This window comes from Chryseobacterium gallinarum (genome assembly GCF_001021975.1).
In the GTDB taxonomy this organism is placed as follows: Bacteria; Bacteroidota; Bacteroidia; order Flavobacteriales; family Weeksellaceae; genus Chryseobacterium; species Chryseobacterium gallinarum.
In genome coordinates this window covers 1746086-1771878 of the sequence record NZ_CP009928.1, presented here as the reverse complement: position 1 = coordinate 1771878, position 25793 = coordinate 1746086, and the positions used below count along the sequence as shown (strand labels likewise).

The following is a 25793-nucleotide window of genomic DNA, read 5'->3' as shown; positions in this document are numbered from 1 at the left end:
TTCATAAAAAATAAAACTTTTAACCCACTATTATTTATAAAAATACAGCAGCCTTTACTTTTTATCAAAAAAAGGTAATAAAAGATAAATTACTTTTTTATTACTTGTTAGAATATTTATATATCCATTAATCCTGTTATTTCCTTCTAATGAAGTCCCGTTAATTCTAAATAATACACTGTATTTATCATTATTCCTTACATAATTTTCATTAATAAGTGATATATTAATCTTTTTATTTTGATAATTTCTTGGAGAAACTATAGTCAGAAAATAATGATTCCCTTTTAACTGATTCATTTCATCAGGCGATAGTTCTGCTATCAGATATCTTATACTATGGTCAATTCCTTTTTCAGGATAAATCATATACTCTACCCCTCCTTCATCATCCATCTCAATAGATAGAGTTCCTTTAGAATCAGAAGTAATCAGATGAGTATCTTCCCAATAAATTATACTTTTATAAAATTCCGTAGGGGATTTCTTGCCGGATGTATACTCTAGATAATCTTTTTTTAGAGTTCCCAAGTCTGAAGCACTCCGTTGAGGAGGCTTTGTGACTGTTTTGGTATTCAGGTTCTTCTCAATAAAATATTTAAGTTTTAATATTTCAGGGTAATTAGCAGTAGAATCTGAGACTATCAATACTTGTCCCTTATTTATTGGTTGACTTTGAATAGGAGATATTACAAGGTTTTTTAGAGCTGTCTTCCCACTTTGGATAATAAATGACTGGTTTAAAGGTTTAAGCTGAATAGGGATTTTAGAGTATATAGGAATAGTGATTATAAACGACAAAACCAGAATGATTATCATAATAAAGAAAATAATTATATTGCTCACCCTCAATAGTTTTGGGGGAGGACTATTTAATATATCATTTGCTTCTTCTGATCTTAGCTGTATGTCTCGGGATGTATATTTATCAGTTTCCAAGTTCTAATTGATTTTTAACTAATTGATAGTATTTTCCTTTTTTCTCAACTAACTCATTATGAGTCCCTTCTTCTTCCACTTCACCATCTTCCATTACAATGATTTTATCTGCATGTTTTACTGTTGACAATCTATGAGCTACAATGATTGCTGTTTTATCCTTAAAAAAGGATTCCAAATTTTCAATAATTTTCTTTTCATTATTTGCGTCCAAAGCACTGGTAGCTTCGTCAAAAAAGATATATTTAGGAGATTTGTATACTGCCCGTGCAATTAAAATCCTTTGCTTCTGCCCCCCACTTATTCCCATTCCCTCACTTCCGATTTTAGTATTTAAGCCCAATGGAAGTGATTCTATAAACTCATCAATATTCGCTATATTTATTGCTTGCCAGAGTCTTTCCATCGAAATATGATCTGCCTCTCCTAAGGCAATATTATTAGCTATTGTATCATTAAAGATATATCCGTCCTGCATTACTACCCCACATTCTGATCTCCATCTTGAAGGAGAGATATTTTCAAATGGCGTTTCATTTAATGTTATTGATCCCTGATTAGGGGGATAAAACTGTAACAAAAGCTTTAGCAATGTTGTTTTTCCGCTTCCACTAGTTCCTACAATTGCTGTTGTTTTTTTATAAGGAATCCTGATATTCAGTCCATTAAAAATATATTCGTTGGTACCATTATATTTGAAGGCCACCTCATTTAGCTTAATATCCCCATTTTCGAAAGAAGAATATATTTTGTTTTCCTCATTATCCTTATTATGGATTTCATTAAGCCGCTCAATAGCAATATCAGCATCCTGAAATTGTTTGATAAAGTTGATAATCATTATTAAAGGATTATTTAACTGTCCAATTATAAACTGGATGGATAACATCGCCCCTAGAGTAATCTGACCGTCTATAACCAATTTTGCAGAAAAAAATGTTAACGTCAGATCTTTTAGTTGATTAATAAAATCACCACCAATAGATTGCCATTGTTCTAAAGAAAGTGCTTTCAGATTAATTTTAAACAGGCTTATCTGCATTTTTTCCCAACCCCATCTTTTTTGTCTCTCTGCATTATGCATTTTAATTTCCTGCATACCATTTATAAGCTCAATAACAGTACTTTGCTCTTGAGAAATCTGAGAAAACCTTTTATAATCTAATATCTTTCTTTTTTTTAAAAAAAAGAAAATCCATGAAAAATATAAAAAAGAGCCTATAGCAAAAATAAAAAACAGTGTTACATTATAGTATAAGAGAACAATAGAAAATACAATAAGATTAAATAGTGAAAATATGGTATTTAGACTATTATTGGTAAGGAGCTTTTCAATTCTTTCATGATCGTTGATTCTCTGCATCAAATCCCCGGTCATTCTGGAATCAAAATAGCTAATGGGTAATTTCATTAATTTGATAAAAAAATCCGAAATCACCGATAAATTGATACGCGTACTTAAATGAAGAAATATCCATTCTCTGATGGCTAACGAGCTCACTCTACCAATATAAAGTGATATCTGAGCAAGCAGTATTAAATAAATAAAATTGATATTATTCTGGGCAATGCCTATATCTACAATGCTTTGGGTAAGAAAAGGAACTATCAGTGTTATTACACTACTTATAAAAAGACCTAAAAGAAGATGAAATATAAGTTTCTTATATTTTGCTAAATAAGCAATAATAAACTTGAGATTGATTTTATTATTCCCCGCTTCTATATTTTCATCATCAAACTTATTGGCAAAGAAAGAAGGGCTTGGCTCCAGTGTCAAAACAATTCCTTCTCTCGTTTTTTCGTCGGCATTATTCCCTATCCAATGTCTAAGAAACTCATCTTTTTTAAATTTAACCAATCCAAACCCCGGATCTGAAACATACACAAGCGTATCTTTTCTCTTCTTTTCTATTTTATATACAACCACAAAGTGATTCTTGTTCCACATCACTATTGCCGGAAGAGGTACATCCTCTACCAGTGTATCAAAATCTGTTCGTACTCCTATAGTCCTATATCCAATTTTTTCACAGGCTTCACTTAAGTTTAATAAGCTACTTCCTTCTCTTGTGGTTTGGGCAAGCTTTCTAAGCTGAGACAGACTTACATCTTTTCCATAATATTTACTTACAATACGGATACACGTAGGACCGCAGTCTTTGGAATCTATCTGCTTATAAAAAGGAAATTTATCATAGTTATTTAAGCCTATCATATTTTATTAATAAAAAACAAGTTCATAAAACGGTAATCATTAATCATCTGGCTCATATAAGTTATAAACAGGCCAATTTTTCCTTCAGCTAAAGAGTAACTTTCCATGGTTAAATTATCATTGAGCACTTTATCAATATTAGCGTTCCAAAATACTACATCTTTATAGAATTCCGGAGCTATTTTATCGCTAATTATATTATAAAACAAAATAATCCCGGAGTTACCATACATAAGCGTATTATTATTCAGGGACCAGATATTCTGTCTATTTTCAGACAAATATTGTAAAATATCTGATATTATTATATCCGTCTGAGCATCCTGAAAAGCACTCCTATACATCAAAAGGCAATACAAGATCCCTAAACACCCATAGACAATATTGCAGGCTTGATCTTTTACAACAAAAGCCTTATAATTCTCCTTTATATAATTAATAAACCGATTAAGAATGACTAAATCATCTTCATTTAAATCTCCTCTATTAAAAAAATCAACATATAATTTAATAATAAACGATAATCCGTGCGTGATTCCTAAATCAAATGCTTTGGTATCATCATTCAGTTTTATGTAACTTATTTTATCGTTATTAATAATATTTTTTTTTATAAAAGAACGAAAAAGCTTTATAAGATCTTCATTTTTATTGGGTTTAAGCAAAAAATAGTTCATTGGATAACCCGCACCAGCGTAACCGTCAAGATCATTTCTTTGAAAACATCCTAACATATATGAATAGGCAATTTTTTCAAATTCTTCAATAATTTCCGATAAATCATATTCTGCCTGGAACTCTTCTTTATATAATAAACTTAGGTATAAAAATTCAACTATCCCTATAAAATCATTATTCTCTATCAATTCATTTATACAGTCTTCGATAAGAACATTATAATAATCATAATCTTCCTGAAGAGAATATATTTTGTATTTGTACAAATAGAATAAAATCAGGCCTTGTTTTCCATAACAAGCTTCTGGTTTCTGTATTTCATTAATAATCCCTTTTAAGTATTCCGAATACTGAATTATATTATATTTAGACATTTTTACTATACATCAGGTTTTTAGAATACATTTCCAAGAAACAATATAATATATATTCGTGCTTTACATTCTTAGATATTGTACTCCTGAGGACAGACATATGAATCAAGCTCATCAGATAACTTTTTTTATTTTCTTTGTTTTGGTATGAGCTATCTGTAATTTGTTTTAATTGCAGAAAAAAAGTATCAAAAAGATTTGCGATCTCCGGGTATTTGTTTCTTAAAATATGATCATCCAAAAATTCTTCTATTTGCTTTTTATGTTCCTTATAGTTCAGCAGAATCTCTTTGTTTTGCTCTTTATTAGCGTTGAATTTTTCTGCAAAGTATATTTTATTTTCTGTGCAGAATGCTATTTTTTCTTTATCCTTCAGATCAAAGGCTCTTAAATAAATATACATGGTTTTCATAATAAATATCCAATAATATTCATTTAGACCCTGTTTTTCCAGAAGCAGGCTGAGATTAAGATACAATTCGCTATCTTTTTCAAATATTCTTTCTGCATAACCTATTAACTCACTTCCTCCATATCTTATGATTTCTTTTTTATAAAGAGTCAGTTCAGACTTATAAATAATATTAGATTTTATTTCTTCATTGAAGATCTCATTATATATATTCAATATCCTATTATTATCTATTTGATCTTTGAAAAAACGTACTCTCAGATGAGGGTTATTGTTTTCTGAAAACCTGATAAAAAACCAATAATCAAATAAATTTTCATTTTTTAGCTGAGAAATGAAATATATAAATTTCTCATTTAATATTTTATTTCTTGAGATTGTTCCTATAAATATCTTCAGATACACACAGTTATTTCCTATTGGCACATCTGTATGTTCATTTTGGAGAATATCTTCTCTTAAATACCCAAAATCACTATAATTAAAAACCTTAGAAGCATTGTTTTTAAAAGGGATTATCATTTCATTACAGTAAAAGCCATTTGCAGATGCTTTCAATTCCTCATGATAGGACTTGGGGATATATTCTTCAATAATTAAATTGTTTTTTTTCCTTAGTTCATCCTTAAAAATAAGCTCTGATGCATCGTATAGAGAATAAAAATCTAAAAACAATTTGTTATCCCCATCAGTAGCATAAAATACTTTTGGAATTCTTTGGCTTTCTAACTTGGCTATAAGCGCTTCCTTTCTTTTATTTTTGTCATTAATCTCAAGCGTTTCTTTAAAATCTTTTGCCTGAAGTATCCATGTTGCAGTTCTGAAGATAAAGTTTTTATACCTTATTCTTGGAATATGGTTAAATAAAGTGGGAATAATTCCGAGATCAATATTTAATGACAGATCGTTGATTTGAGAATGATTTTGAATATCAGATAAAAACCGATATAATGGCAAAGGATTGTTGTTATAATTATGAGCATTGGATAACACCGGGATAATCTCCTTTCCGGAACGGATATCAAATAACCTCACCTTTCCGCTAAAAACCCTTACGTAAATATCATTAGGATATATCTTTTTCAGTCCGTTATTATTATCTACAGTGATATAAGGAATCTCATATTCTCTGAAACTTGTCCTGGTCGTTATATTCCCAATCCGTAGCCCGGAAAGGTGATTGATTTCTGCCAATATCTGGTTTGAGTTCAGTCTGGTTTTTTCGAAATTATCAATATTTGACAACAGCTCATGAAATGTTTCATCCAGTGTAGAAAATCTTCCTATAATAGAAGCAGCCGTATCTGAACTCCAATTTTTAAAATTATATAAATATCCTTCAGGAGTATGGTACATATTAAAGAATGCAACAAATGTAGAAGGGATATCCTGTATATCAAATTCAAAGTCATTAATTTCTTCTTCAAACAATTCAACTTCATCGGCATTATTCTTATGAGCTTCAAATATCTTTCTAAATAAAAAGGAATGGATTTTATTATTCCATACAAATGATGATTTGTCACTCGTTTTATTTGATACAGGTATATGATCTACTATAGGTGTTATAACCAAAAACTCATTTGAGTAATCTCCATATCCAAGCCCAAATTCAGGATCCAGTACCTCAAGAAGCTTTACAGGTGTATCTTCGTATCTCTCTTCGAATTTTTTTATAAATTCACTAAGCCTTCTATTTTCAAAGGACTTTTGCGAAATCTTAAAATAATCCCTGAGTCCCTTTTTTATGTTCTGAACTTCTTGATGAGATAAATGATTGTCTTGATACAAGATAGAAGTGTCAATCTGTAAATAATTTCCTGTATCAAAACCGACAGGCAGGCTTTTTATAGCAGATATTATATCTTCCATATGGTCCACAGAATAGTCCTTATCTGAAATAGAATCCAGCTTTTGAACAATATCTTTTAAGCTATTATGTATTTTTTTTATTTCATGATCAACCCCATCCCTTTTGATAACTTTTTCTAAAATATCCAACACATGATATTGATATTCAGCACCTATAGTATTAGGATGAATTTCAGGAAGTATAATATTTGAATCAATTACCTCATTCAGGAAGTTCACCGACTCTTCTTTTTCGTTCCCTTCTTCTACCAGGTATTTTACAAAGTCCTCATAATAGCATCCTGTATTTGCAATTTCTAATATTTCATCAACATATTCATTCTTTTCCAATGAAGATAACAGATAGTTCAGCTCTCCGCTTTCAGTATTAAAGTCTACATATCTGTATTTATCTCCTACAATATAAATAGAGTCATTAGGATAATATTTTATATGTTCTTTAATATTAGTATTCTTCAGTAAACTTACAACAAGACCGTATAAAAATTCATAGTCTAAGCGATGCCTTCTGATAAGTCTTCCATCTTCTGATCTTTTTATGCTTGTTTTATATTCAATATCCCCTACTGTACATCCCGAAAAGCTTCCAAAAGGAGTGGGTCTTGTACACATTCTGTTGGCATATTTTAAAGCTTTGCTATAAAACTTATACAGCTTTTCATCATTTCCATCATATTTCCCCTCTAAAAAGAAGAGTACTTCATTATAAAAATTATACGAAGAATTATATAAAGCAGTTTGTACTATACGATTTGAAAAAAAATCTTTAAGAAATAAATATATGTCGCCTGATGACGCTTTGTAATATTCATTAATAGATAGGACTGGTGATCTGTGTATAAATTTACCAAAATGGTCTATATCAAATTTCATGGTTGCTTTTTTAGTTGAAAAATATCACTTAACAAGTTTAAAGTATTCAGACGATCTTCACTTTCCAATGCTACATCTCTGAAAATAAATTCATTGACCCCGAAGTATTCCTTCATTTCCAATAATCTTTCATGAAAATGTTGCGGAGTACCTACTACCGCATTAACAAGATCTATTTTTGAGTTTTTGGCAATAGTTTCAGCTTTAATAATAGTTTCAGCACAAGCCCCTGTAAATGCAACATTTATATTAGGATAGAATCCATTTTTATCAAAGTATTCTTCCCTTTTCTGCAAAATCAGCTGCTTAGTATTATCATATTCTTTTACAGAATGAAAAATAGACATTGAAAAATGTAATTTATACCTGATTGCTGTATCTATATTATCGAAGCTTGAGGATAGAAAATATACATTGGGAATCTCACCCTGATAAGGAGGTATAACTACTTTATTAGACTCTGAAAAGTTATGTTCATTGTGGAACATCTCATAAAATTCATTTATTTTTCGGGGAATCGTGTTCTCCCGGTCTAAGCTGTATGATTCATTATCTGTCAACATTTTTTTTATCTTAATGGGAGGGTTGCCATTTGCAATTCCCAAATCTACCCTGTCAGGAAAAAGATTACTGAGTAGTTTAAAGTGCATCGCTGTTTCATAGGATGAATAAAAATTCAGCAGAATACCGGCTAAACCTACATTTATATTTTCAGTATTATTCAATACGATAGGTAGTAAAACGAGTGGATTAGACCATGGGTCGTCATTAATATAATTATGATGTTCAGAAAACCAATATTTGGAAAATCCCAAACGGTCTGCCTCCACAGTCAAATCCAATATATCAGATATTTTCCCTAAACTGCTGAATTCTGAATTTATATTCCCGAATTCTAATATTCCCAGTTTTAATTTGTTCATGTGTTTTTAGTTTAATAATAATATTCTTTCCCACGTCATATTCTCTTTAAGATCAAAAGAATGATCCTCCTCAATTAATGCGGACAGCCCTATGACGAGGCCCGTCCCACCTTCCAGTAAGCAAAACGGATTATGATCTATAGCTTTATACAATTCTTCTTTCGGAAATGAACTCATCGTAAATTCTTTCCAATAATCTGCTAGTTTGCGATATTCGGTATTTTGGGTTTTTTTATAAAAATACATATTGAGCGCAACAAGACCGGATGCCCCATGACAAAAGAATGGAGAATTTACCCTTGCCTCCTCGGGGTTGTTCCTATATATGGTGGTTTCTAAAATTTCTTTTGCCGTATCTAAATATTTTACTTCTTTGTATACCTCATTTAATTTTAAATACATCATCGCATAATTTAACTCTCCGTAACACCACGCTAATCTAGAGTTATATCCAGCATTTTCAGGATCTTCCAGAATATTTTCTCCCTCAACAATAAATGTTGGGAAAAAAGTCTTATAAACATTATTTCCTGAACTGGGTTGCTTTTTAAAAGAATTAATATACTTCTCAATTCCCTCAACAATTGTCAGAATATGAGGAGAAGGGTATTTTTTATATATTTCTAAAAAAATTACAACATGTCCTGATAAGCCATGAGACAAACTAAAGTTAAACTCCCGATTTTTTTGGTCTAATAACACATTGTTTGTTATTCTGATTCCTTTTTCATCAGAAATTATCATATCCTGATATTTTTTTATCAGGGATTCTATATAATCTGCAATTTTGCCTGTATTTCCATCATATCTATTAGAAAAATAATATAATACACCCATTGCCCCATGGAGATAGTCCGGATTATTACTACTAAATAGCAAAATGGCATTCTCAAAAAGAAATTCGTCTAAATCCTCCAAATCCTCTGAATTGAAATCTATAATATTCTTATGAGAAAATAAGCATAATGCTTCACATATTCCGGCAAAACCATTACAATAAGAAACCGTATTCTTCAAACCATATTCATCAGTATTTATCCTATCCAAAACATTTTCCATAATATCTCTAGACATTTCTATATAATAAGTATTATTGGTTTTTATCCCTATAGTCAAATTGGCAATAGCAAGACTGGTAATTCCATTCATAAGAGATATATCAGAATAATGGTCTGTATTTTTCTTATAAATTATATTGATATAGTCAAGTATTTCTAGAGTATATTCTTTAATATCCATAGCAAACATTTAAATCATAAATTTCATTCAATACGTTTATTAGATGAGTCAGAATGAACTCGCATTGATCTTCGGGAAGATATCCGCTATTTACTGATTTACAAATCGTAATAATTTTGGGGGAAACAGGAATTTCAAGTAACTTGTTTTTCAAATCATTGAGCCTATACAAAATAGCATCATTATCAACTTTTCTGGGGCTTGGAATTACATCGTGATAGTAGTTGATCACTAAATAATACTTTTCATCCTGAGTCATCACCTCAACCCTATTAACAAGATACCTTACCGGATGATAAAAATTAGAGTTAAAATTATCATATTCATCCTTTGAAATTTCTATTACAACTTCATTTGCTAAATTCGGATTTACTTCACAGGAAAAGTAATCTAAATCAATATCCAGAAAAAAAACTGTATCGGGAGATTCATTATAAGAGAATGTCTTTTCTGAAAATTTATTAAAAGTATAACAATGTGATGTTTTATTTTGCAAAAAAGGATTTTCTTCAGACATTAATAGTCCGGAAATTATATTTTTACCATCATCATTATAAGAGGTAACATAATTTTGTCTGGAGCTCGTTACACCATCTATCTGAATCCAGTCTACTTTATCAAAAATTTTTAGAAAGCATGCAGATACAATGAATGTTTCTATTGTAATATTTCTCATTACAAAGTCCACAATATCATCATCTGATTTTTGGAATATCCCTGTAAGGCTTTCGTCAAATTTAGGAATGGACATATCAGAATGGTCATCAAAATGTAATAGAAAATTATGTGAGGGAGGAATCTGATTATTTTTAATATATTTTATCCAAACTATAAGTGCTTCATTGTGTTCCTCAATGACATGACATTTTGTTTTCATAAATTTTGGGAGTTGGTGAGAGTGTGATTCTTTATTTAGTTTTTAGTTTTTCAATAATAAATTGTTTTTTACTTTCTATATCTAACTGAATAGTAATGTCTGAAGCAGAATAATTATAAAAGTAAATGTATCCCTTTTTTGGAAGTACATAGCTAAACTCAGACTTTGATAAAATATAATCAGGAACTTTCAATGGAGAATTGAGAACCACTTTTTCAAAAGATAAATTTTTTATTTGCATATGTGCTGCTGATTTTGGGGCACGAATTAGCATTCCTTCATGTGAAGGAATAATTACATTTTGCAAATATTTAACAGATTGACAACAAAAATTATCAAGTATTAAAAAAAATATCGCTACAAATAAGCTTTTCATATAAGTTTCAACTAATCAAATATAGGATTAATTTTATTAAAAATGAAATATAAAATCTGATATTTCTCTTACGTATGACTTAAAAATATTCCAAGATTCTATATAAGATGTATTTTTTGTTTCTTATGTAACTCGTCTTCAAGTATATTATATTTCTGTAGATTTTTGCAGGACATTATTATTTATAGAGTTATTTAAAGTTTTCTGATCAGTATAACACAAAAAGCAATTAAACAACCAATACCTACAATGTAAATCTTTAATATCAATTCCATGGATCATGATGATTCTCTGTTATGGGCTGGTTACCGGAATTCTTCTCTTGCTTAGCAGGTGTATAGCAGGCGTACAGATGAATACAGCCATATCTAATTGATTTTTATATTTGGTTAAAGCCTATCTTAAGGTTTTTCTAACTACTATCTTTACAAAATATAAAGCGCTCTGCTAAGTGCCAACGCCTCTGAGAACGTAAAATTTTATACCTTCCATTAAAAACTTTACGACTATTATATTAAAACAAATGATTTTCAAAAACTTGAGTATCTCTTCAGTAGAATTCTCTTCACTTTTCAAAAACTTAAGAGTTTAATTCTTTTGTGCCTTTTGTGATTTAAAGTATTTTTGATAAGTTTAAACAATTAAATCAATCGAATGGTTCTCAGCAGAATTTGGTCGGCTTTCATTATCATTGCCATTGCCATTGCCAGTATAAAATACATTTCGTCAAGCCATTACAAAACCATTTTCAATGATATGGTAGTAGGAAAAGGCGGTGACACGGTAAAGATCGCAACCCAGCCCATGAGCAGCCTGTCTCCTGTTGTGAAGGATAGCCTGATAAAGAAAAATGATTTTGCAGACAGCAGAATTCATTATAAAACAGATTCTTTAAAGCAAAATGTAAACATTTACCGTGTTCAGGAAGCGGATGGGGTGATCGGAACTTCAGAAACAGCAGTAAAAATCTGTCTTGGATTGATTGGAATCATGACACTCTTCATGGGTTTTATGAGTATTGCTGAAAAAGCTGGCGGGATTAATCTTTTAAGCCGGTTTATCCAGCCGTTCTTTTCAAAATTATTTCCGGAAATCCCGAAAAATCATCCGGCATTCGGACATATGCTGATGAATTTCAGCGCCAACCTTCTTGGCCTGGATAATGCAGCCACACCATTTGGATTAAAGGCCATGGAAAGCCTGCAGACCTTAAATCCCAATAAAGATACGGCCAGTAATTCGCAGATCATGTTTCTCTGCCTTCATGCAGGTGGAATGACCTTAATTCCTGTTTCCATTATTGCCATAAGGGCCTCAATGGGATCCAAAACCCCTACCGATATATTTCTTCCCTGTATGATTGCCACTTTTGCTGCAACGCTGGCCGCAATGATTATTGTTTCTTTATATCAGAAGATCAACCTTCTTCGTCCGGTGGTTATTGCCTATGTAGGTGGTATTTCGGCTATTATCGCCTTGCTGGTGGTATATCTGGTGCAGCTGAGCAAAGATGAGCTGGATGATTTCAGTAAAGTTCTAAGTAACGGGCTCATTCTCTTCATTTTCCTCGCCATAGTACTTGGAGCCGTCTACAAGAAGATCAACGTTTTTGACGCCTTTATTGAAGGAGCAAAGGAAGGCTTTACAACCTGTGTAAAGATTATTCCCTATCTGGTAGGGATGTTGATCGCCATTTCTTTATTAAGAACGTCCGGAGTATTTGATGTGATTATTGATGGAATGAAATGGGTAGCCAACGCAGCAAGCCTTGACCCACGTTTCGTGGATGGGCTTCCAACGGCTTTAATCAAGCCTTTGTCCGGGTCAGGAGCAAGAGGAATGATGGTGGATACGATGGCTACTTTTGGAGCAGATAGTTTTCAGGGTAAGCTGGCTGCTGTTCTCCAGGGAAGCTCAGATACGACGTTTTATGTGATTGCCGTATATTTCGGGGCCGTAGCGGTAAAGAATACAAGATACACTGTAATTGCCATGCTTCTGGCCGATTTGGTGGGAATTATTACCTCTATTGCTTTGGCTTATTTATTCTTTGCTTAATCAAGCTGATGGTTGATGCCGCACATCACTCCAAACTAACAACTAACAACCAGCAATAAAATTACCCATTATGATCACAGATAAAGAATTTACATTAAGACTCATCCGTCAACTTACCCAGGCTTTGGAAAAGCTGATCCTGGACAAACCTGAAGAAAGTTTACTGCAGAAAGAACTGGATTTTGATACGCTGATGCGGAACATTTTCAAGATGAATTTCACAGAAGTTTCTTCAATGACTAAGGAAGACATGATCGCCCTGGTCAGCCAGAAACAGGAAAGAGATCATAAAGATTATTATGAGATGCTTGGGAATCTTTTTTACTTTAAAAGCAAAGGAGAGCACAATAAAGATTTTCAGGATAAGGCAAAGACATTTTATGAACTGTATCTTCAGACCAGCGGGATTTTTGCTCTTCCGGTCATCAACAGGATCAATGAATTAAAAAAAGCACTTGAATAAGCGCTTTCTATGTTAGAATGTAATTTTATAGGTTCCGGTAGAGGATGTATTGGCTTTCTCTGCCTTTACATATTTTTTTACCCAGGCTATGGAAGTAGATGACACACAAGGATCCGAGATTCCTCCGGCCCTTCTTGCAGAGACTACGTTACCAGCCTTATCTACAGTATAAGCAATAGTGATAGATCCGCTTGCCGTACAGCTATGGGAAGGCTGAGCACCACCTCTACCCATTGTTCCCGGAATATATCCCACTAATTTTCGGTCGATTCCCACTTTACTATCCCCATTTCCATCACCACCTAAAGGATCACCTGCATTTCCAATTCCCTGCCCGGTGCCCTGGCTTCCCGCCTTTGTGCCCCTTCCTTTAATCAGGTTGCCAATAGCAGCATTTCCTTTTCCGTCACCATTTCCTGTTTTGGCATTTGCCGTAGCAGCTCCTGACTTTTTGGTGTTTTTTGAAGCGCTATTGCTTGTTGCTTCTTTCTTTTCCGCTTTTTTCGAGTCTTCTTTTTTAGAAACGGTATTCTTTGAACTGTTTCCTGTAATAATCTTTTCCTTAGCTTCTGTTTTCTTTGGCTCGGGAGCAGGCTCTGGTTTTACTACTGTTTTGGTTTCGGGAACAGGAGTTTCCGCCGGCTCGGGAGTTACTTCTTCCGTGGCAGCAGCCAAGCTTCCGGGTTGTTCTGCCGGCTCTTCAATTCCATTCCCATTTCTGTTATCCCCGAAATTCACGAGCATGGTAGTCACCACTTCGGGTTCTTTATCAAGTTCCGGTTTTAATTTATATAAAAAAACAAAAAGCAAAACGGCAGCCCAAATAAAGACAGAAAGCAAAGCACTCTTTACTCTATCCTTGTTTTCTTCGTTTCTGTTGGCAGTATAGCTTCTCATCTTAAAAGTCATTCTTCCGGCGATCCGGTATATTATTTATCTTTAACTGTTGCTATAGCAATATTAATCTTATGTTTTTCAGCAATTTCCATTACGAAAACAACGTCTTTATGCAGCGTATTTTCATCTGCCCTGATGGTAAAGGATTTTTTTTCCTGACCGGCCAGCTTATCTATAATAACCTGCTCCAGTTCTCCTCTATTCACGGGATTATCATCTACAAAATAAGACCCATCGGGTTTGATACTTACGGTAACAGGATTGGGTATATTATCTTCAACAGCTCCGGTTTTCGGTAAGTTTACATCAATGGCACTTTGATTGGCTGCAGAAGACGTTACCATAAAGAAAATCAGCATCAACAGGATAACATCTGTCATCGCTGCTAAACTGAATTCCGGGTTTGCTTTATTTCTTCTCTGAATTTTCATCTGTTTATTCTGCTATTTTAAGGGTCAGATGGAATCGCTTAACGGTGTAAATCCCTTTCACTGCGATTTCATAAGAAAGATTTATAAAGGTTTGTTGATAAGGTCTAAAAACTCGCCTGACATATTCTGGGCTTTTAATACAAACTTATCAATTCTTGTCAAAAGAATATTATAACAGAAGTTAGCCGGGATAGCCACTGCCAAACCTACTGCTGTTTGTCCTAATGCCGTATAAATACCTTCTGAAAGGGTTTTCGGAGAAAAAGATCCGGTAGCATGGGACAAATTAAAAAAGGCGATGATCATCCCGATTACGGTACCTAAAAGTCCTAACATCGGAGCAATACTCGGAACTACCGCCAAAAGGTTAAGGTTTTTCTCCATATTGGCCACTTCTACCTGAGCCTGAGCCTCCATTGCACTTACAATATCTGAAACAGGACGACCTAATCTTGAAATTCCTTTTTCCAGGATTCTCCCTTCCGGGGAATTTTGCGTCTTACAATAATCACTTGCTGCCTCAATCTTTCCTGCTTTGATAAAATCTTCAATATTATTCATAAAGTTGGAATCTGTCTTCGAGGTCAGCCTTTTAATAAAGAAAAACCTTTCAAAAAACAGGTATAAAGAAAATACGCCCAGCAGCAATACGGTTACCATCACTATTTTAGCGAAAGCTCCTCCATGGAACATGATCTTCCAAAATGAAAATTCTAAATTGTCTGTAGCAACTGCGGGTGTAGCGATTTGTGCAAATAAAATCTGAGTAAGTTCCGTTAACAGCATTAATGTGAATTTTTATAAAAGTTTCAACGACAAATGTAGTGGAATATTATTAATTGATATCTTAAAAATTGCTTAAAATTTGTTATGATATACAAACAACAAATTTCTCTCCAAAAAAATAATTTGAAAAGAAATCTGGTAAAATAGGGTATCGGAAAGGAATTAATCCTCGTCTACTTCGATATCATCCTGTCTGAATTCGCATTTCAACCTGAAAGGAATAGGGTTATCGGATCCCGTATAGAAATCATCAATATTTCCCTTCCAGATTACCTGAAGCTCTCCCTCTTCATTCTTTTCAAAAAGAAGCTCATTATCATAGATATAAGCATCTTCATCATCGAATAAATCGACTTCTGTATAGGTTTCCTCGTCAGAATCATTGATTTTGATTGTTTTGCCTTCTATCTCCGAAGATTCGATAGGGAAATCGAAAACTTCCAGTGAAAGCTGCGGAAAGTTGTACTGTAATGAATCATCATCTACATGATCCAAACTGTCATCCGTAATAATTTCAACCTCTAAAAAATGTTGCTGGTTGCTGTAAACCGCTTTACAATAAGTATTTCTGATATTGTATTTTAGCGTTTCATCCGGATGGTAAATTTTTAAAATCCCTTTCATTTTTTCTTAAAAAAGAACTGTAATAATATGATTGTTAAACGTTTTAGACAAAGATAAAAAATTGATTCAAAGTGAAAAGGATTTTGAAAATTATTTTTTAAAATCAAATTGTATAATGAGTCTGAATCACCCAATATTACTTACTTTTGTTTCATAAAGATTCTGAATATGAAAAACATCTTATCAAAAAGTATTTTAGGATTAGGATTGATGATCAGCCTTGCTTCATGCAAAAAATCTGATTCTCCCCTTACAAAAGTGACTCCCAGTAACCTGGATTCCATTGCTTCCAATTATTATGAGCAGTACCTTAAACTATATCCTTTAGATGCTACATCTCAGGGAGATACGAGATACAATGACCAGCTTCCTATCAATATTGATAAAGATTTCATCTCAGGAGAAATAGCGTTCTATAACTCTGTGCAGAAACAGCTGGAACACGTTGATTATAAAGCTCTTTCTGATGAGGACAAAGTAGTTTATGATGTATTGGACTATACTTTAAAAGACAAAATTGAAGCGTATGTCTATCATCCTGAGTACATTCCTTTTACCCAATTCGGAGGACTTCCGCTCACCTTTCCTTTGTATGGGAGCGGAGAAGGAAGCCAGCCTTTTAAAACTGAGAAAGATTATAATGACTGGCTGAAAAGAATGGAAAAATTCCCGGAATGGATGAATGCCGCTACAGATAATTTCCGTGAAGGAATCAACAATAAAATAGTGCTTCCCAAAAAACTGGTTATCAAAATGATTCCTCAGATGAAAGCCGAGGAAATCACCACTGCCGATATGGAGAAAAATATTTTCTACGGACCGGTAAGAAATTTTCCAAAAAACTTTACCCAGGCTCAGAAAGATAAATTTTCAGCTTTGTATAAGGATGCTATCACGAAAAAAATTATTCCTGCCTACACCAAAATGGGGACTTTTCTTGAAAAAGAATACCTGCCAAAAGCCAGAGATACCGACGGCTACAACAGCCTTCCCAATGGAAATGAAATATATAGCTATTATGTAAAAACCTGGACTACCACTAAAAAATCACCTGAGGAGATCAATAAGATTGGCCAGCAGCAAGTGGCTATGCTGCGTGCAGAAATGGAAAAAGTAAAACAACAGGTAGGTTTTACCGGAACGCTGGAAGAGTTTATCACTTTTGTGAAAACCGATCCAAAAGCAATGACCTATAAGAGCGCCAAAGAAGTTTTAGCAGGGTTTAACGGTATTCTGGCCAAGATTACTCCGAAGCTGAAAACCATGTTTAATGTGACACCAAAAACAAAATTTGAAATCAGGCAAACAGAAAAATTCAGGGAAGCCAGCGCCAGTGCAGAATATATTCCGGGAACTCCTGACGGAAAAAGAGCTGGTATTTTTTATGTTCCGCTTCCGGACCCTACAAAGTTTAATGTAACTTCGGGAATGGAGTCTCTTTTTCTTCATGAGGCAATACCGGGGCACCATTATCAGGTTTCTCTGCAGCAGGAGAATACCCGCCTTCCCAAGTTTATGAGATTCGGATGGTTTGGAGCATACGGAGAAGGCTGGGCCCATTATTGTGAGACTTTAGGACCTGAGTTTGGGTTATATACAGATCCTTATCAGAAAATGGGATATTTAAGCGACCAGATGCTAAGAGCGGTAAGACTGGTAGTGGACACCGGCTTGCACACAGGAAAAATGAGCAGAGAGGAAGCTATTAAATACTTCCTGAGTAATATTTCCTATGATGAAGGAGCTGCAACGGCAGAAGTGGAAAGATATATGGCTATGCCTGGGCAGGCCTTAGGCTACAAAATAGGCTCTTTAAGAATCCGTGAATTGAGAGAAAAATATCAGAAAGAGCTGGGAGCCAGGTTTAGTCTGGCCAGTTTTCATGATGAAGTATTGAGCCAGGGATGTCTTCCACTGGATATTCTGAACCGGAAGATGGAGCTTTGGGCCAAGAAACAGAAATAAAAAAAAGATGGGATTACAGCAATCCCATCTTTTTTTTATCTTTTACAAATAATTGTGTGATATCTCATCATAACAAATACCAGGAATATTGTAAAACCATAACACAACAAAAACATGATTACAGAAAGCCTGAAATCTCTTTATAGCAGGGATTTAAATAAATTAAAGACAGAGATCGAAGCCTATCAAAATGAAGAAAACCTCTGGAAGACCGATAAAGATATCGCCAATTCTGCAGGAAATTTATGCCTTCACCTGGTTGGAAACCTTAACCATTTTATTGGCAGAGTACTCGGAAATACAGATTATGTAAGACAGCGGGACCTGGAGTTTTCATTAAAAAATATTCCAAAGGCTGAACTTGTAGAACAAGTGCAGTCAACAATTACAATGGTAAGCACCGTATTAAGCGGGTTATCTGAAGAAGATCTTAAAAAAGAATATCCTCTTGAGCCTTTAGGTTACAAAATGACCGCAGAGTATTTCCTGATTCATCTTATCGGTCATCTGAATTATCATCTGGGACAGATCAATTATCACAGAAGGTTGTTAGACGTCTGAGCTATAAATTACAGTCAATAAATAAACGCAACGAACATAATATTATTTCCGTTGCGTTTTATTTTTTAGGTTCATGGGGCATTTCATCCAGTTAAGAAAGTTTTTCCACTGAACGAAAGGTCTTTATGCACTATTTAACCCTATTTCACAAAGTCTTGGCGAGCAATTCGTTAACGATATAAACTACTTTTCAAATAACATTTTCGTAATAAAATCCTTTTCTCCTTTTCCTCTTGCCGGAGAATACTCTCTTCCGTAGAAAATAATCTGAAGGTGGAGCTTATTCCATACTTCCTCCGGAAATAGTTTTTTAGCATCACGCTCCGTTTCCACCACATTTTTTCCTGAGGTAAGTTTCCACTGTGTCATCAGGCGATGGATATGGGTATCCACCGGAAATGCAGGAAATCCGAAGCCCTGGCTCATTACCACTGATGCTGTTTTGTGCCCTACTCCCGGGAGCGCTTCCAATTCTTCATAGGTCTGGGGAACCACTCCATTATGCCTTTCCAATAAAAGCTCAGCCATTCTTTTCAGATTTTTTGCCTTGGTATTGGAGAGTCCTATTTCTTTAATCAGTTCTTTGATCTGATATTCTTCCAGCCTGGCCATCCTTTGGGGAGTTCCGGCCACTTCAAAAAGATGAGGTGTGACTTCATTTACCTTTTTGTCTGTAGTCTGTGCAGAAAGCGCCACTGCTACCATTAAGGTATAAGGATCAGTATGGTCTAAAGGAATAGGTGTGGTGGGATACAATTTATCCAGTTCTCTCTGAACGAGCTCGGCTCTTTGCTTTTTTGTCATTTTACCCGTAAATTTGGACAAAATTAAATCTTTATGTTGAAAGTTGGAGACAAATTACCTGAATTTGAAGGAATCAATCAAGACGGAAAAACAGTAACCTCATCAAAACTTATCGGAAAAAAGCTTGTTGTTTTCTTTTACCCTCAAGCCAATACTCCAACATGTACAGTGGAAGCATGCAATCTGAGTGACAACTATACAGCCCTGAAGAAAGCCGGATTTCAACTATTGGGAGTAAGTGGAGACTCTGTGAAAAAACAGAAAAATTTCCACAGTAAATTTGCATTCCCTTATGACCTTATTGCTGATGAAAACCGTGATATCATTGAAAAATTCGGGGTATGGCAGGAAAAGAAGACTTTTGGAAAAACCTATATGGGAATCGTAAGAACCACTTTTATTTTTGATGAAAACGGTATTTGCACCAGGGTTATTGAAAAAGTGACTTCAAAAACAGCGGCAGAACAAATTCTGGAAGGTTAATATTGTTTATAAATAACATCCGCCAATAACGCCACAATTACTATAAGTTGTGTTATTGACGGATTTGTCTTTAAAGATCTACTCTGTTTCGTAGTAGTTAAGTTCTTCATTTTCACCAGGAAGAGTTACATGCTTTTTAAAAACAAGTCCTAGTTTTTCGATCAGCTTCTGAGAAGAAAGATTATCTTTTGAAATAATAGCAGATATTTTAGTTAATCCAAATTCCTCCATTCCTATTGATTTTACTTTTTGGGCGGCCTCATAGGCATATCCTTTACCCTCAAATTCTTCCAGCAGGGAATACCCTATATCCATAATATCCAGGCCTTCCCTTTCAAAAATACCTACTCCTCCGATTTTTTCATTTCCTTCTTTGGTCATAACAAGATAATTTCCAAACCCAAGTTTTTCAAATTGAGGAAGAAATCTGTTTTTAATATAATTTTCTGCATCCTCCACGCTCTTGATATTACGGTCACCAATGTATTGAATGAATTTCGGACTGTTATACAGTCTAAAAATAAGTTCTTTATCTTCTAAAGACATCGGGCGAATGATTAATCGCTCTGTTTCGTAAATTTTATCTGCGTTTGGCTGTATTTTTAGGCTCATCTTTCTTGGGTTCTTCTTTTTTCTCGATTTTCAGAAGTCTAGGATTATTAGCACATTTTTTATTGTATAGCTCAATATAAGTTCCATTGTTTTTCACATTGGACACTTCTCCTGTAGCTTTGTTTACCGTTAAAGTATAATGTGTTTTCTGATAAGGGCATTCCTTTGACGTTAGTTTTCCCAGATCCAAATAATAATTTGAGCGGTCTTCATGGTAGTTCCCGGCAAGATCTTTAAATTCTTCATCCACCATATATCCTTCAGCCGCTAAAACAACTGCTGCCTCCTGAGCGTTATCTATTTTTCCTACAAAAGTCTTCAGCTCTTCTGTATTAGTAATATATCCTGTTTTTCCTGCTGAGGAGTAAACGATATAATAAAAACTGTCTTCATTGGGAAACAGGTTAAACCCGGAAAATTGTGGAACATAGCTGAGTTTATCTCCGGAAACCTTGATTTCCTGTCCTTTTCCATAGCTATTGTACACCAGCACCCAGGAATTAATTTTACTGTCCGGATCTATCTGTTGTAAGATACCATGAATACTTGAAAACTTTTTCTTCTCCTGAGAATATCCCAGAAATCCTAAAAATGCCAATGCGAAAATTGTAAGTCGGGTGGTAATGTTCATCATAATTTAAAATCAGTTGAAATATACCATATTTTTTACATAAATTTTTCCCCTTTTTTGAAACTTTTTAAATCAAGAACATAATCTTTGATCAGCTGATCATTGTCCCGGGGACAAATCAGAAGTGCCTTATCCGTGTCTACAATGATATAATTTTCAAGACCATCAATAATGACAGCTTTATTATTGTTTTTCAGACGGATAACGTTTCCCTTTGCATTATAGGTCAGTAAATGCTTTAGTTTCACGGCATTCCCGTTTTCATCCTTCTCAGTATTCTCATATACAGAGGTCCAGGTTCCCAGATCACTCCAGCCCAGGTCTGACGGAATAACATATACATTTTTCGCCTTTTCCAGAATTCCGTTATCAATAGAAATTTTCTGTACTTTCGGGTAAATTGTTTCGATACAGCTGTTCTCCTTTTCGGAATTATATTCGCACGCCATAAAATGCTGCATCATCTCTGGAAGATAGAGTTCGAAAGCATGGTGAATGCTTTTAACATTCCATACAAATATTCCTGCATTCCAAAGAAAATCACCACTTTCTAAAAAGCTTTGGGCAATTTCAAGAATGGGTTTTTCCGTAAATGTTTTTACTTTAAAATATTCCGATCCTTTTTTTTCTACAAACTGAATATATCCGTAGCCGGTATCAGGCCTTGTAGGCGTAATTCCCAGTGTTACCAGATAATCATGCTTTGATGCTAGCTCAAAAGCAAGCTCCACTTTTTCTAAAAAAACATCTTCTTTAAGTATCAAATGATCTGCAGGAAGCACAATCATTGTAGCATCAGGATTAATTTCGGCGATTTTGTTCGCCATATACAGATTGCAGGCTGCCGTATTTTTCATCAGGGGCTCCCCTACAATGTTTTCTTCAGGGACTTCAGGAAGCTGCTGATGTGAAAGCGCCACATATTCCTTATTCGTAATCACAAATATTTGTTCTTTTGGAATAACCTTGCTGATTCTGTCATAAGTTTGCTGAATCATTGTACGTCCCACTCCTAAAATATCCTGAAACTGTTTGGGAAACTTTTGCGTACTCATTGGCCAGAACCGGCTTCCGATCCCTCCCGCCATTATCACACAGTATCTATCTGATTTTAACATTCTTAGCTACATTTTTCTACCCTTGCTAAAGGCTTAAAAGAATACTTCCTTCCCGTAGCCAGGTTCTTACAAAGATAGTTTTTTTTCACCAGACCTTCTAATAAATACTTTTCATTACGATATATAAAAAATTCACCTTTTTCAAGCTCTTCAATAAACAACAGGCTATCATCTTGTTTTTCAGTGTGAAAATATCTTACAAGATCAGGACTGGCCATAAAGTTTGCTTTAGGTGATTTTGAAAACTTTACAATAATCGGTTTCAGATCTTCATCATACACTTCCAGGCTTTCCAGAAGCATATTTCTAAAAGTTACTTTCCATTCATTACCATGTGGAGAAATTCTTCTCCCATATCTTTCAAAGGCAATCAGGTGAGCCAGCTCGTGAGTCAGCACAAAGAAAAAAAGCTGCGGGGTAAGGGTTGAATTTACCGTAATTTCATGAGAATTGTCCGGGAGCTTTCTATAGTCTCCCAGTTTGGAATTTCTGTTCCTTGTAACTTTTATATGTATATAATAATCTGAAAACCAAACTCTTAAATATTGAAGTGTGTTTTGGGGCAAATATTTTTCTAATGATTGGATAGACATTTTACAAACTTAATGGAATTCCTGCATAGAAATTCAATAGTTTAAGACTAAAAAGATAATTATATTTTGCCTGTGCTACTGATCCCTGTGCATTTGCATAATTATTTCTGGCAATATTAACGTCATATATGGTAGTTCTTCCGGCAGCATAGCTTTTGTCCGCAAAATCAAGAGCCAGCTTTGAACTTTTTTCTGCTTCTACTGCTGATAAGTAGGTTTCATAATTGGCATCAGCGTCAAACTGGGCTTTCTGCACATTTTGTCTTATGGTTTGTTTCTGTTGTTCCAGAGTGATTTTGGCTGCGCTTTCATTGATTTTGGACTGCTCTACCTGAAGTTTTGTATTTCCCTTGTTGAAGATAGGCACCCTTAGGGTAAGCCCGCCCTGCTGACCAAAGTTATCACTGTATTGCTGGAAAAAGCCTCTTTCATTTACAGGCCTTCCCGTTATATCATATCCTGTAGTATTGGTGTTCAAAAGATTATTGTAAAAACTTCCTACTCCTATACTGGCCGAAAGTGTAGGCCAGAATGATGTTTTTGTTACTTCAGTCTGAGCTTCTGCGGACTTGATCCTGCTTTCTGCCGCTTTGATCTGTGGCTGGATTTCAAAAGCAGTTGCCAATATTTCATCTGCTGATCTTAGCTGCGTTTCCAGTGTATCCGGTACGTTTACATCTTCTACATCAAAGTCTTTATAATCTGACAATTGTAAGAGCTGGGCAATGGCAAACAAAGCCCTTCCTACATTTACTTCCGCTGTTTTAAGATTTTGTTTTTCCCTTGCCAGTGCTGCTTCCGCTTCTGCCAGAACCGTTTGGGCCGTAGTACCTACCTGGGTCGTTATTTTTGCTCTGTCATATTGTTTTTGTGCGTTTTCTACAGCACTTTGAGAAATCTTAACAATTTCTTTATTTAAAAGAGCCGTAAGGTATTGCTGGGCAATCTGAAGAGAAATATCATTTTTAATGGTTTCAATATCATACTGACTTGCTTCAACATCAAACTGAACTTTTCTGATATTCTTGTCCAGTCTCCCATTGTTATAAATGACAATATCAGCCCCTAAATTGGTGCTGTTACTAAATCTGTCATTCCTTAAACTTCCGGTACCAAATGAAGTCTGTCCAAAACTTACTGTGTTTGTCATACTCGCTGATACTGAAGGCAGATATTCATTTCTGGCCATTTTAAGATTGAGATCCTGAGATTTTTTGGTATACTGATTTTGGATAACCTGAAGATTATGCTCCACTGCATAGCTTACACATTCTTTTAAGGACCATTTCTTTTGGGCGTTCAGTCCCAAACAACCTAATCCAAAAACGATAATCCAAACTTTTTTCATATTAAGATTTTTCCATATTAGACGAATTAAATATAAAAAAGTTACAGATTCAAAAATTATATTTTATTTTAAAAAAACTTTTGGGAATTTTGCATCATGACAAACGAACAATATCAGGAATCCATAGACTGGCTCTTTGTACAAATGCCCAATTATCAGATAGACGGGCAAAAAGCATACAAACCGGGACTTGTTAATATTATCCGGCTTTGTGAGCTCTTTGGAAATCCCCAGGAAAAGATCAAATGCGTCCACATCGGCGGGACTAATGGAAAAGGCTCTTCAAGCAATATGCTGGCGTCTGTACTTCAGGAAGCGGGCTATAAAGTAGGGCTATACAATTCTCCTCACCTTATTGACTTTACAGAACGGATCAAAGTCAATGGAAAAAACTGTAATAAAGAATTTGTTTTTGATTTTATTCAAAAGCTTAAAAAGCTGCCCGAAGATATCCGTCCGTCTTTTTTTGAATTTACTACTATCATGGCTTTTGAATACTTTATGCAACAGCAGGTAGACTTTGCCATTATTGAAGTAGGATTAGGAGGAAGACTGGATTCTACCAATATCATTAAACCTCTTATTTCGGCGATTACCAATGTTCAGCTGGATCATCAGAATATCCTGGGAAACACTATTGAAGAAATTGCATGGGAAAAAGCAGGAATTATTAAAAAGAACACCCCTGTTATCTCAGGCGATGAAAATAAACCGGTAAAAGACATTATCATAAAAAAAGCTATAGAGGAAAATGCTCCGTTTATTGATGCAACCCTTATCCAGACAGACCTTACTTCTGATCTGAAAGGGAATTACCAGCAGAAAAATATTCGTGTTGTCCTGGCTATGGTAGAAGAACTCAGAAAGTTGAATGTTACTATTTCAGAACAGGACGTAGCCAATGGATTATTAAATGTTCATCACAATACAGGATTCATTGGCCGCTGGTTTGAGTTCTCAAAAAATCCGCTTACTATTTGTGATACGGGGCATAATCAGGCCGGATTGGAGCAGGTTTTTTCACAGTTAAATTCTATAGATAAGCACAAACATATTATTTTAGGCTTCGTCAACGATAAGAAAATAGATGAAGTCATGGCTTTACTTCCTGACAATTCCGAGTTTTATTTTGCTAAACCATCTATCAACAGGGGAAGGCATCCTGAAGATTATGAAAACCTTCTCCGTGAAGCTAAAATTTTTTATAAAATTTTTGATTCCGTACAGGAAGCGTATCTGGCTGCAAAAGAACGATGTACAGATAACGAAATGATTTTTATTGGCGGAAGTAACTTTGTAGTGGGAGAATTTTTAGAAAAAAATTTGGAGATTAATGAATAAGTCGTATATTTGCACCACTCTAAACAAGAGAACAAGTCTAGAGGGTTCTTAGCTCAGTTGGTTCAGAGCATCTGGTTTACACCCAGAGGGTCGGGGGTTCGAATCCCTCAGGACCCACAGAAAAGGAACGAAACCTTTCAAAAAAATTCGGGTTCTTAGCTCAGTTGGTTCAGAGCATCTGGTTTACACCCAGAGGGTCGGGGGTTCGAATCCCTCAGGACCCACAAAGATCTCTCAGATTTCTGGGAGATTTTTTTGTTTTTTATTCCTCTCAATATTCATTACCTTTACAGCTCT

Annotated in this window: 24 protein-coding genes and 2 tRNA genes; 8 read left to right on the top strand and 18 right to left on the bottom strand. The window is 34.6% G+C overall.

Going from position 1 to position 25793, the window contains the following annotated elements; genetic code table 11:
* Positions 1 to 54: 54 nt before the first annotated feature.
* Genes OK18_RS07965 through OK18_RS07930 form a run of 8 tightly spaced genes read right to left on the bottom strand, consistent with a single transcriptional unit; the run spans position 55 to position 10781 of the window.
* Entirely contained in the window at positions 55 to 939 is an 885-nt protein-coding gene (locus OK18_RS07965; protein WP_156173242.1) for a hypothetical protein, read from the bottom strand.
* Entirely contained in the window at positions 929 to 3157 is a 2229-nt protein-coding gene (locus OK18_RS07960) for a peptidase domain-containing ABC transporter (protein WP_053327666.1), read from the bottom strand. Before OK18_RS07960 ends, OK18_RS07965 begins: the two co-directional genes overlap by 11 nt.
* Positions 3154 to 4209 (bottom strand): lanthionine synthetase LanC family protein, encoded by a 1056-nt coding sequence (locus OK18_RS07955; RefSeq protein WP_053327665.1) that lies wholly within the window; start codon positions 4207 to 4209, stop codon positions 3154 to 3156. Before OK18_RS07955 ends, OK18_RS07960 begins: the two co-directional genes overlap by 4 nt.
* A complete protein-coding gene (locus tag OK18_RS07950) occupies positions 4202 to 7366 on the bottom strand; it encodes a lantibiotic dehydratase (RefSeq protein ID WP_053327664.1) in 3165 nt (1054 codons plus the stop codon). Before OK18_RS07950 ends, OK18_RS07955 begins: the two co-directional genes overlap by 8 nt.
* Entirely contained in the window at positions 7363 to 8289 is a 927-nt protein-coding gene (locus tag OK18_RS07945) for an LLM class flavin-dependent oxidoreductase (protein ID WP_053327663.1), read from the bottom strand. Before OK18_RS07945 ends, OK18_RS07950 begins: the two co-directional genes overlap by 4 nt.
* Positions 8290 to 8295: 6 nt before the next feature.
* Complete coding sequence (locus OK18_RS07940; RefSeq protein WP_053327662.1) at positions 8296 to 9528, bottom strand: lanthionine synthetase LanC family protein; 1233 nt, start codon at positions 9526 to 9528, stop codon at positions 8296 to 8298.
* Positions 9518 to 10405: a peptide arginase, FlmR/OhkR family gene (locus OK18_RS07935; protein ID WP_082129162.1), complete on the bottom strand. Its 888-nt coding sequence runs from the start codon at positions 10403 to 10405 to the stop codon at positions 9518 to 9520. Before OK18_RS07935 ends, OK18_RS07940 begins: the two co-directional genes overlap by 11 nt.
* A 31-nt stretch (positions 10406 to 10436) precedes the next feature.
* Positions 10437 to 10781: a hypothetical protein gene (locus OK18_RS07930; RefSeq protein ID WP_053327660.1), complete on the bottom strand. Its 345-nt coding sequence runs from the start codon at positions 10779 to 10781 to the stop codon at positions 10437 to 10439.
* Positions 10782 to 11435: 654 nt separating this feature from the next.
* On the opposite strand from OK18_RS07930, the gene OK18_RS07925 reads away from it, so the two are divergent.
* Together OK18_RS07925 and OK18_RS07920 are read left to right on the top strand one after the other, a co-directional pair.
* Positions 11436 to 12839, top strand: a complete 1404-nt coding sequence (locus tag OK18_RS07925; RefSeq protein WP_053327659.1) for a nucleoside recognition domain-containing protein — start codon at positions 11436 to 11438, stop codon at positions 12837 to 12839.
* A 70-nt stretch (positions 12840 to 12909) separates the two neighbouring features.
* Positions 12910 to 13302, top strand: a complete 393-nt coding sequence (locus OK18_RS07920) for a hypothetical protein (RefSeq protein WP_053327658.1) — start codon at positions 12910 to 12912, stop codon at positions 13300 to 13302.
* A gap of 12 nt (positions 13303 to 13314) precedes the next feature.
* Here OK18_RS07920 and OK18_RS07915 read toward each other — a convergent pair whose 3' ends face one another.
* From OK18_RS07915 to OK18_RS07900, 4 genes are all read right to left on the bottom strand, one after another.
* Entirely contained in the window at positions 13315 to 14199 is an 885-nt protein-coding gene (locus OK18_RS07915) for an energy transducer TonB (protein ID WP_053327657.1), read from the bottom strand.
* Positions 14200 to 14231: 32 nt separating this feature from the next.
* Entirely contained in the window at positions 14232 to 14630 is a 399-nt protein-coding gene (locus OK18_RS07910) for an ExbD/TolR family protein (RefSeq protein WP_053327656.1), read from the bottom strand.
* Positions 14631 to 14711: 81 nt separating this feature from the next.
* Positions 14712 to 15416 carry a MotA/TolQ/ExbB proton channel family protein gene (locus OK18_RS07905; RefSeq protein ID WP_050021732.1) on the bottom strand — a complete coding sequence of 235 codons (705 nt, stop codon included), beginning with the start codon at positions 15414 to 15416 and terminating at the stop codon, positions 14712 to 14714.
* Between the two features lie 162 nt (positions 15417 to 15578).
* Positions 15579 to 16040: a hypothetical protein gene (locus OK18_RS07900; protein WP_050021733.1), complete on the bottom strand. Its 462-nt coding sequence runs from the start codon at positions 16038 to 16040 to the stop codon at positions 15579 to 15581.
* A gap of 168 nt (positions 16041 to 16208) precedes the next feature.
* Here OK18_RS07900 and OK18_RS07895 point away from each other — a divergent pair, with 168 nt between their 5' ends.
* Both OK18_RS07895 and OK18_RS07890 read left to right on the top strand, forming a co-directional pair.
* Positions 16209 to 18005 carry a DUF885 domain-containing protein gene (locus OK18_RS07895; protein WP_053327655.1) on the top strand — a complete coding sequence of 599 codons (1797 nt, stop codon included), beginning with the start codon at positions 16209 to 16211 and terminating at the stop codon, positions 18003 to 18005.
* Between the two features lie 114 nt (positions 18006 to 18119).
* Positions 18120 to 18566 (top strand): DinB family protein, encoded by a 447-nt coding sequence (locus tag OK18_RS07890; protein ID WP_082129161.1) that lies wholly within the window; start codon positions 18120 to 18122, stop codon positions 18564 to 18566.
* Between the two features lie 183 nt (positions 18567 to 18749).
* Here the strand turns inward: OK18_RS07890 and nth are convergent, their stop codons facing one another.
* Positions 18750 to 19370, bottom strand: a complete 621-nt coding sequence (gene nth / locus OK18_RS07885) for an endonuclease III (protein WP_050021736.1) — start codon at positions 19368 to 19370, stop codon at positions 18750 to 18752.
* Positions 19371 to 19403: 33 nt separating this feature from the next.
* Here nth and bcp point away from each other — a divergent pair, with 33 nt between their 5' ends.
* Positions 19404 to 19853 (top strand): thioredoxin-dependent thiol peroxidase, encoded by a 450-nt coding sequence (bcp, locus tag OK18_RS07880; protein WP_053327654.1) that lies wholly within the window; start codon positions 19404 to 19406, stop codon positions 19851 to 19853.
* A 78-nt stretch (positions 19854 to 19931) separates the two neighbouring features.
* Here bcp and OK18_RS07875 read toward each other — a convergent pair whose 3' ends face one another.
* Genes OK18_RS07875 through OK18_RS07855 form a run of 5 tightly spaced genes read right to left on the bottom strand, consistent with a single transcriptional unit; the run spans position 19932 to position 24155 of the window.
* Entirely contained in the window at positions 19932 to 20465 is a 534-nt protein-coding gene (locus OK18_RS07875; RefSeq protein WP_053327653.1) for a GNAT family N-acetyltransferase, read from the bottom strand.
* Positions 20434 to 21099: a hypothetical protein gene (locus tag OK18_RS07870; protein ID WP_053327652.1), complete on the bottom strand. Its 666-nt coding sequence runs from the start codon at positions 21097 to 21099 to the stop codon at positions 20434 to 20436. Before OK18_RS07870 ends, OK18_RS07875 begins: the two co-directional genes overlap by 32 nt.
* Positions 21100 to 21131: 32 nt before the next feature.
* Positions 21132 to 22214, bottom strand: coding sequence for a mannose-1-phosphate guanylyltransferase (locus tag OK18_RS07865; protein ID WP_228377708.1), 1083 nt, complete (start codon positions 22212 to 22214; stop codon positions 21132 to 21134).
* 2 nt (positions 22215 to 22216) lie between these two features.
* On the bottom strand, positions 22217 to 22807 hold the full coding sequence (locus tag OK18_RS07860; RefSeq protein WP_053327651.1) for a SprT-like domain-containing protein: 591 nt from the start codon (positions 22805 to 22807) through the stop codon (positions 22217 to 22219).
* 1 nt (position 22808) lies between these two features.
* Complete coding sequence (locus tag OK18_RS07855; RefSeq protein ID WP_053327650.1) at positions 22809 to 24155, bottom strand: TolC family protein; 1347 nt, start codon at positions 24153 to 24155, stop codon at positions 22809 to 22811.
* Between the two features lie 96 nt (positions 24156 to 24251).
* Here OK18_RS07855 and OK18_RS07850 point away from each other — a divergent pair, with 96 nt between their 5' ends.
* The 3 genes from OK18_RS07850 to OK18_RS07840 all read left to right on the top strand — a co-directional run bounded on the left by OK18_RS07850 (position 24252) and on the right by OK18_RS07840 (position 25720).
* Positions 24252 to 25496 (top strand): bifunctional folylpolyglutamate synthase/dihydrofolate synthase, encoded by a 1245-nt coding sequence (locus tag OK18_RS07850; RefSeq protein ID WP_053327649.1) that lies wholly within the window; start codon positions 24252 to 24254, stop codon positions 25494 to 25496.
* A gap of 42 nt (positions 25497 to 25538) precedes the next feature.
* Positions 25539 to 25613, top strand: a tRNA-Val gene (locus OK18_RS07845).
* Positions 25614 to 25645: 32 nt separating this feature from the next.
* Positions 25646 to 25720: transfer RNA gene (locus OK18_RS07840), tRNA-Val, on the top strand.
* Positions 25721 to 25793 lie beyond the last annotated feature (73 nt).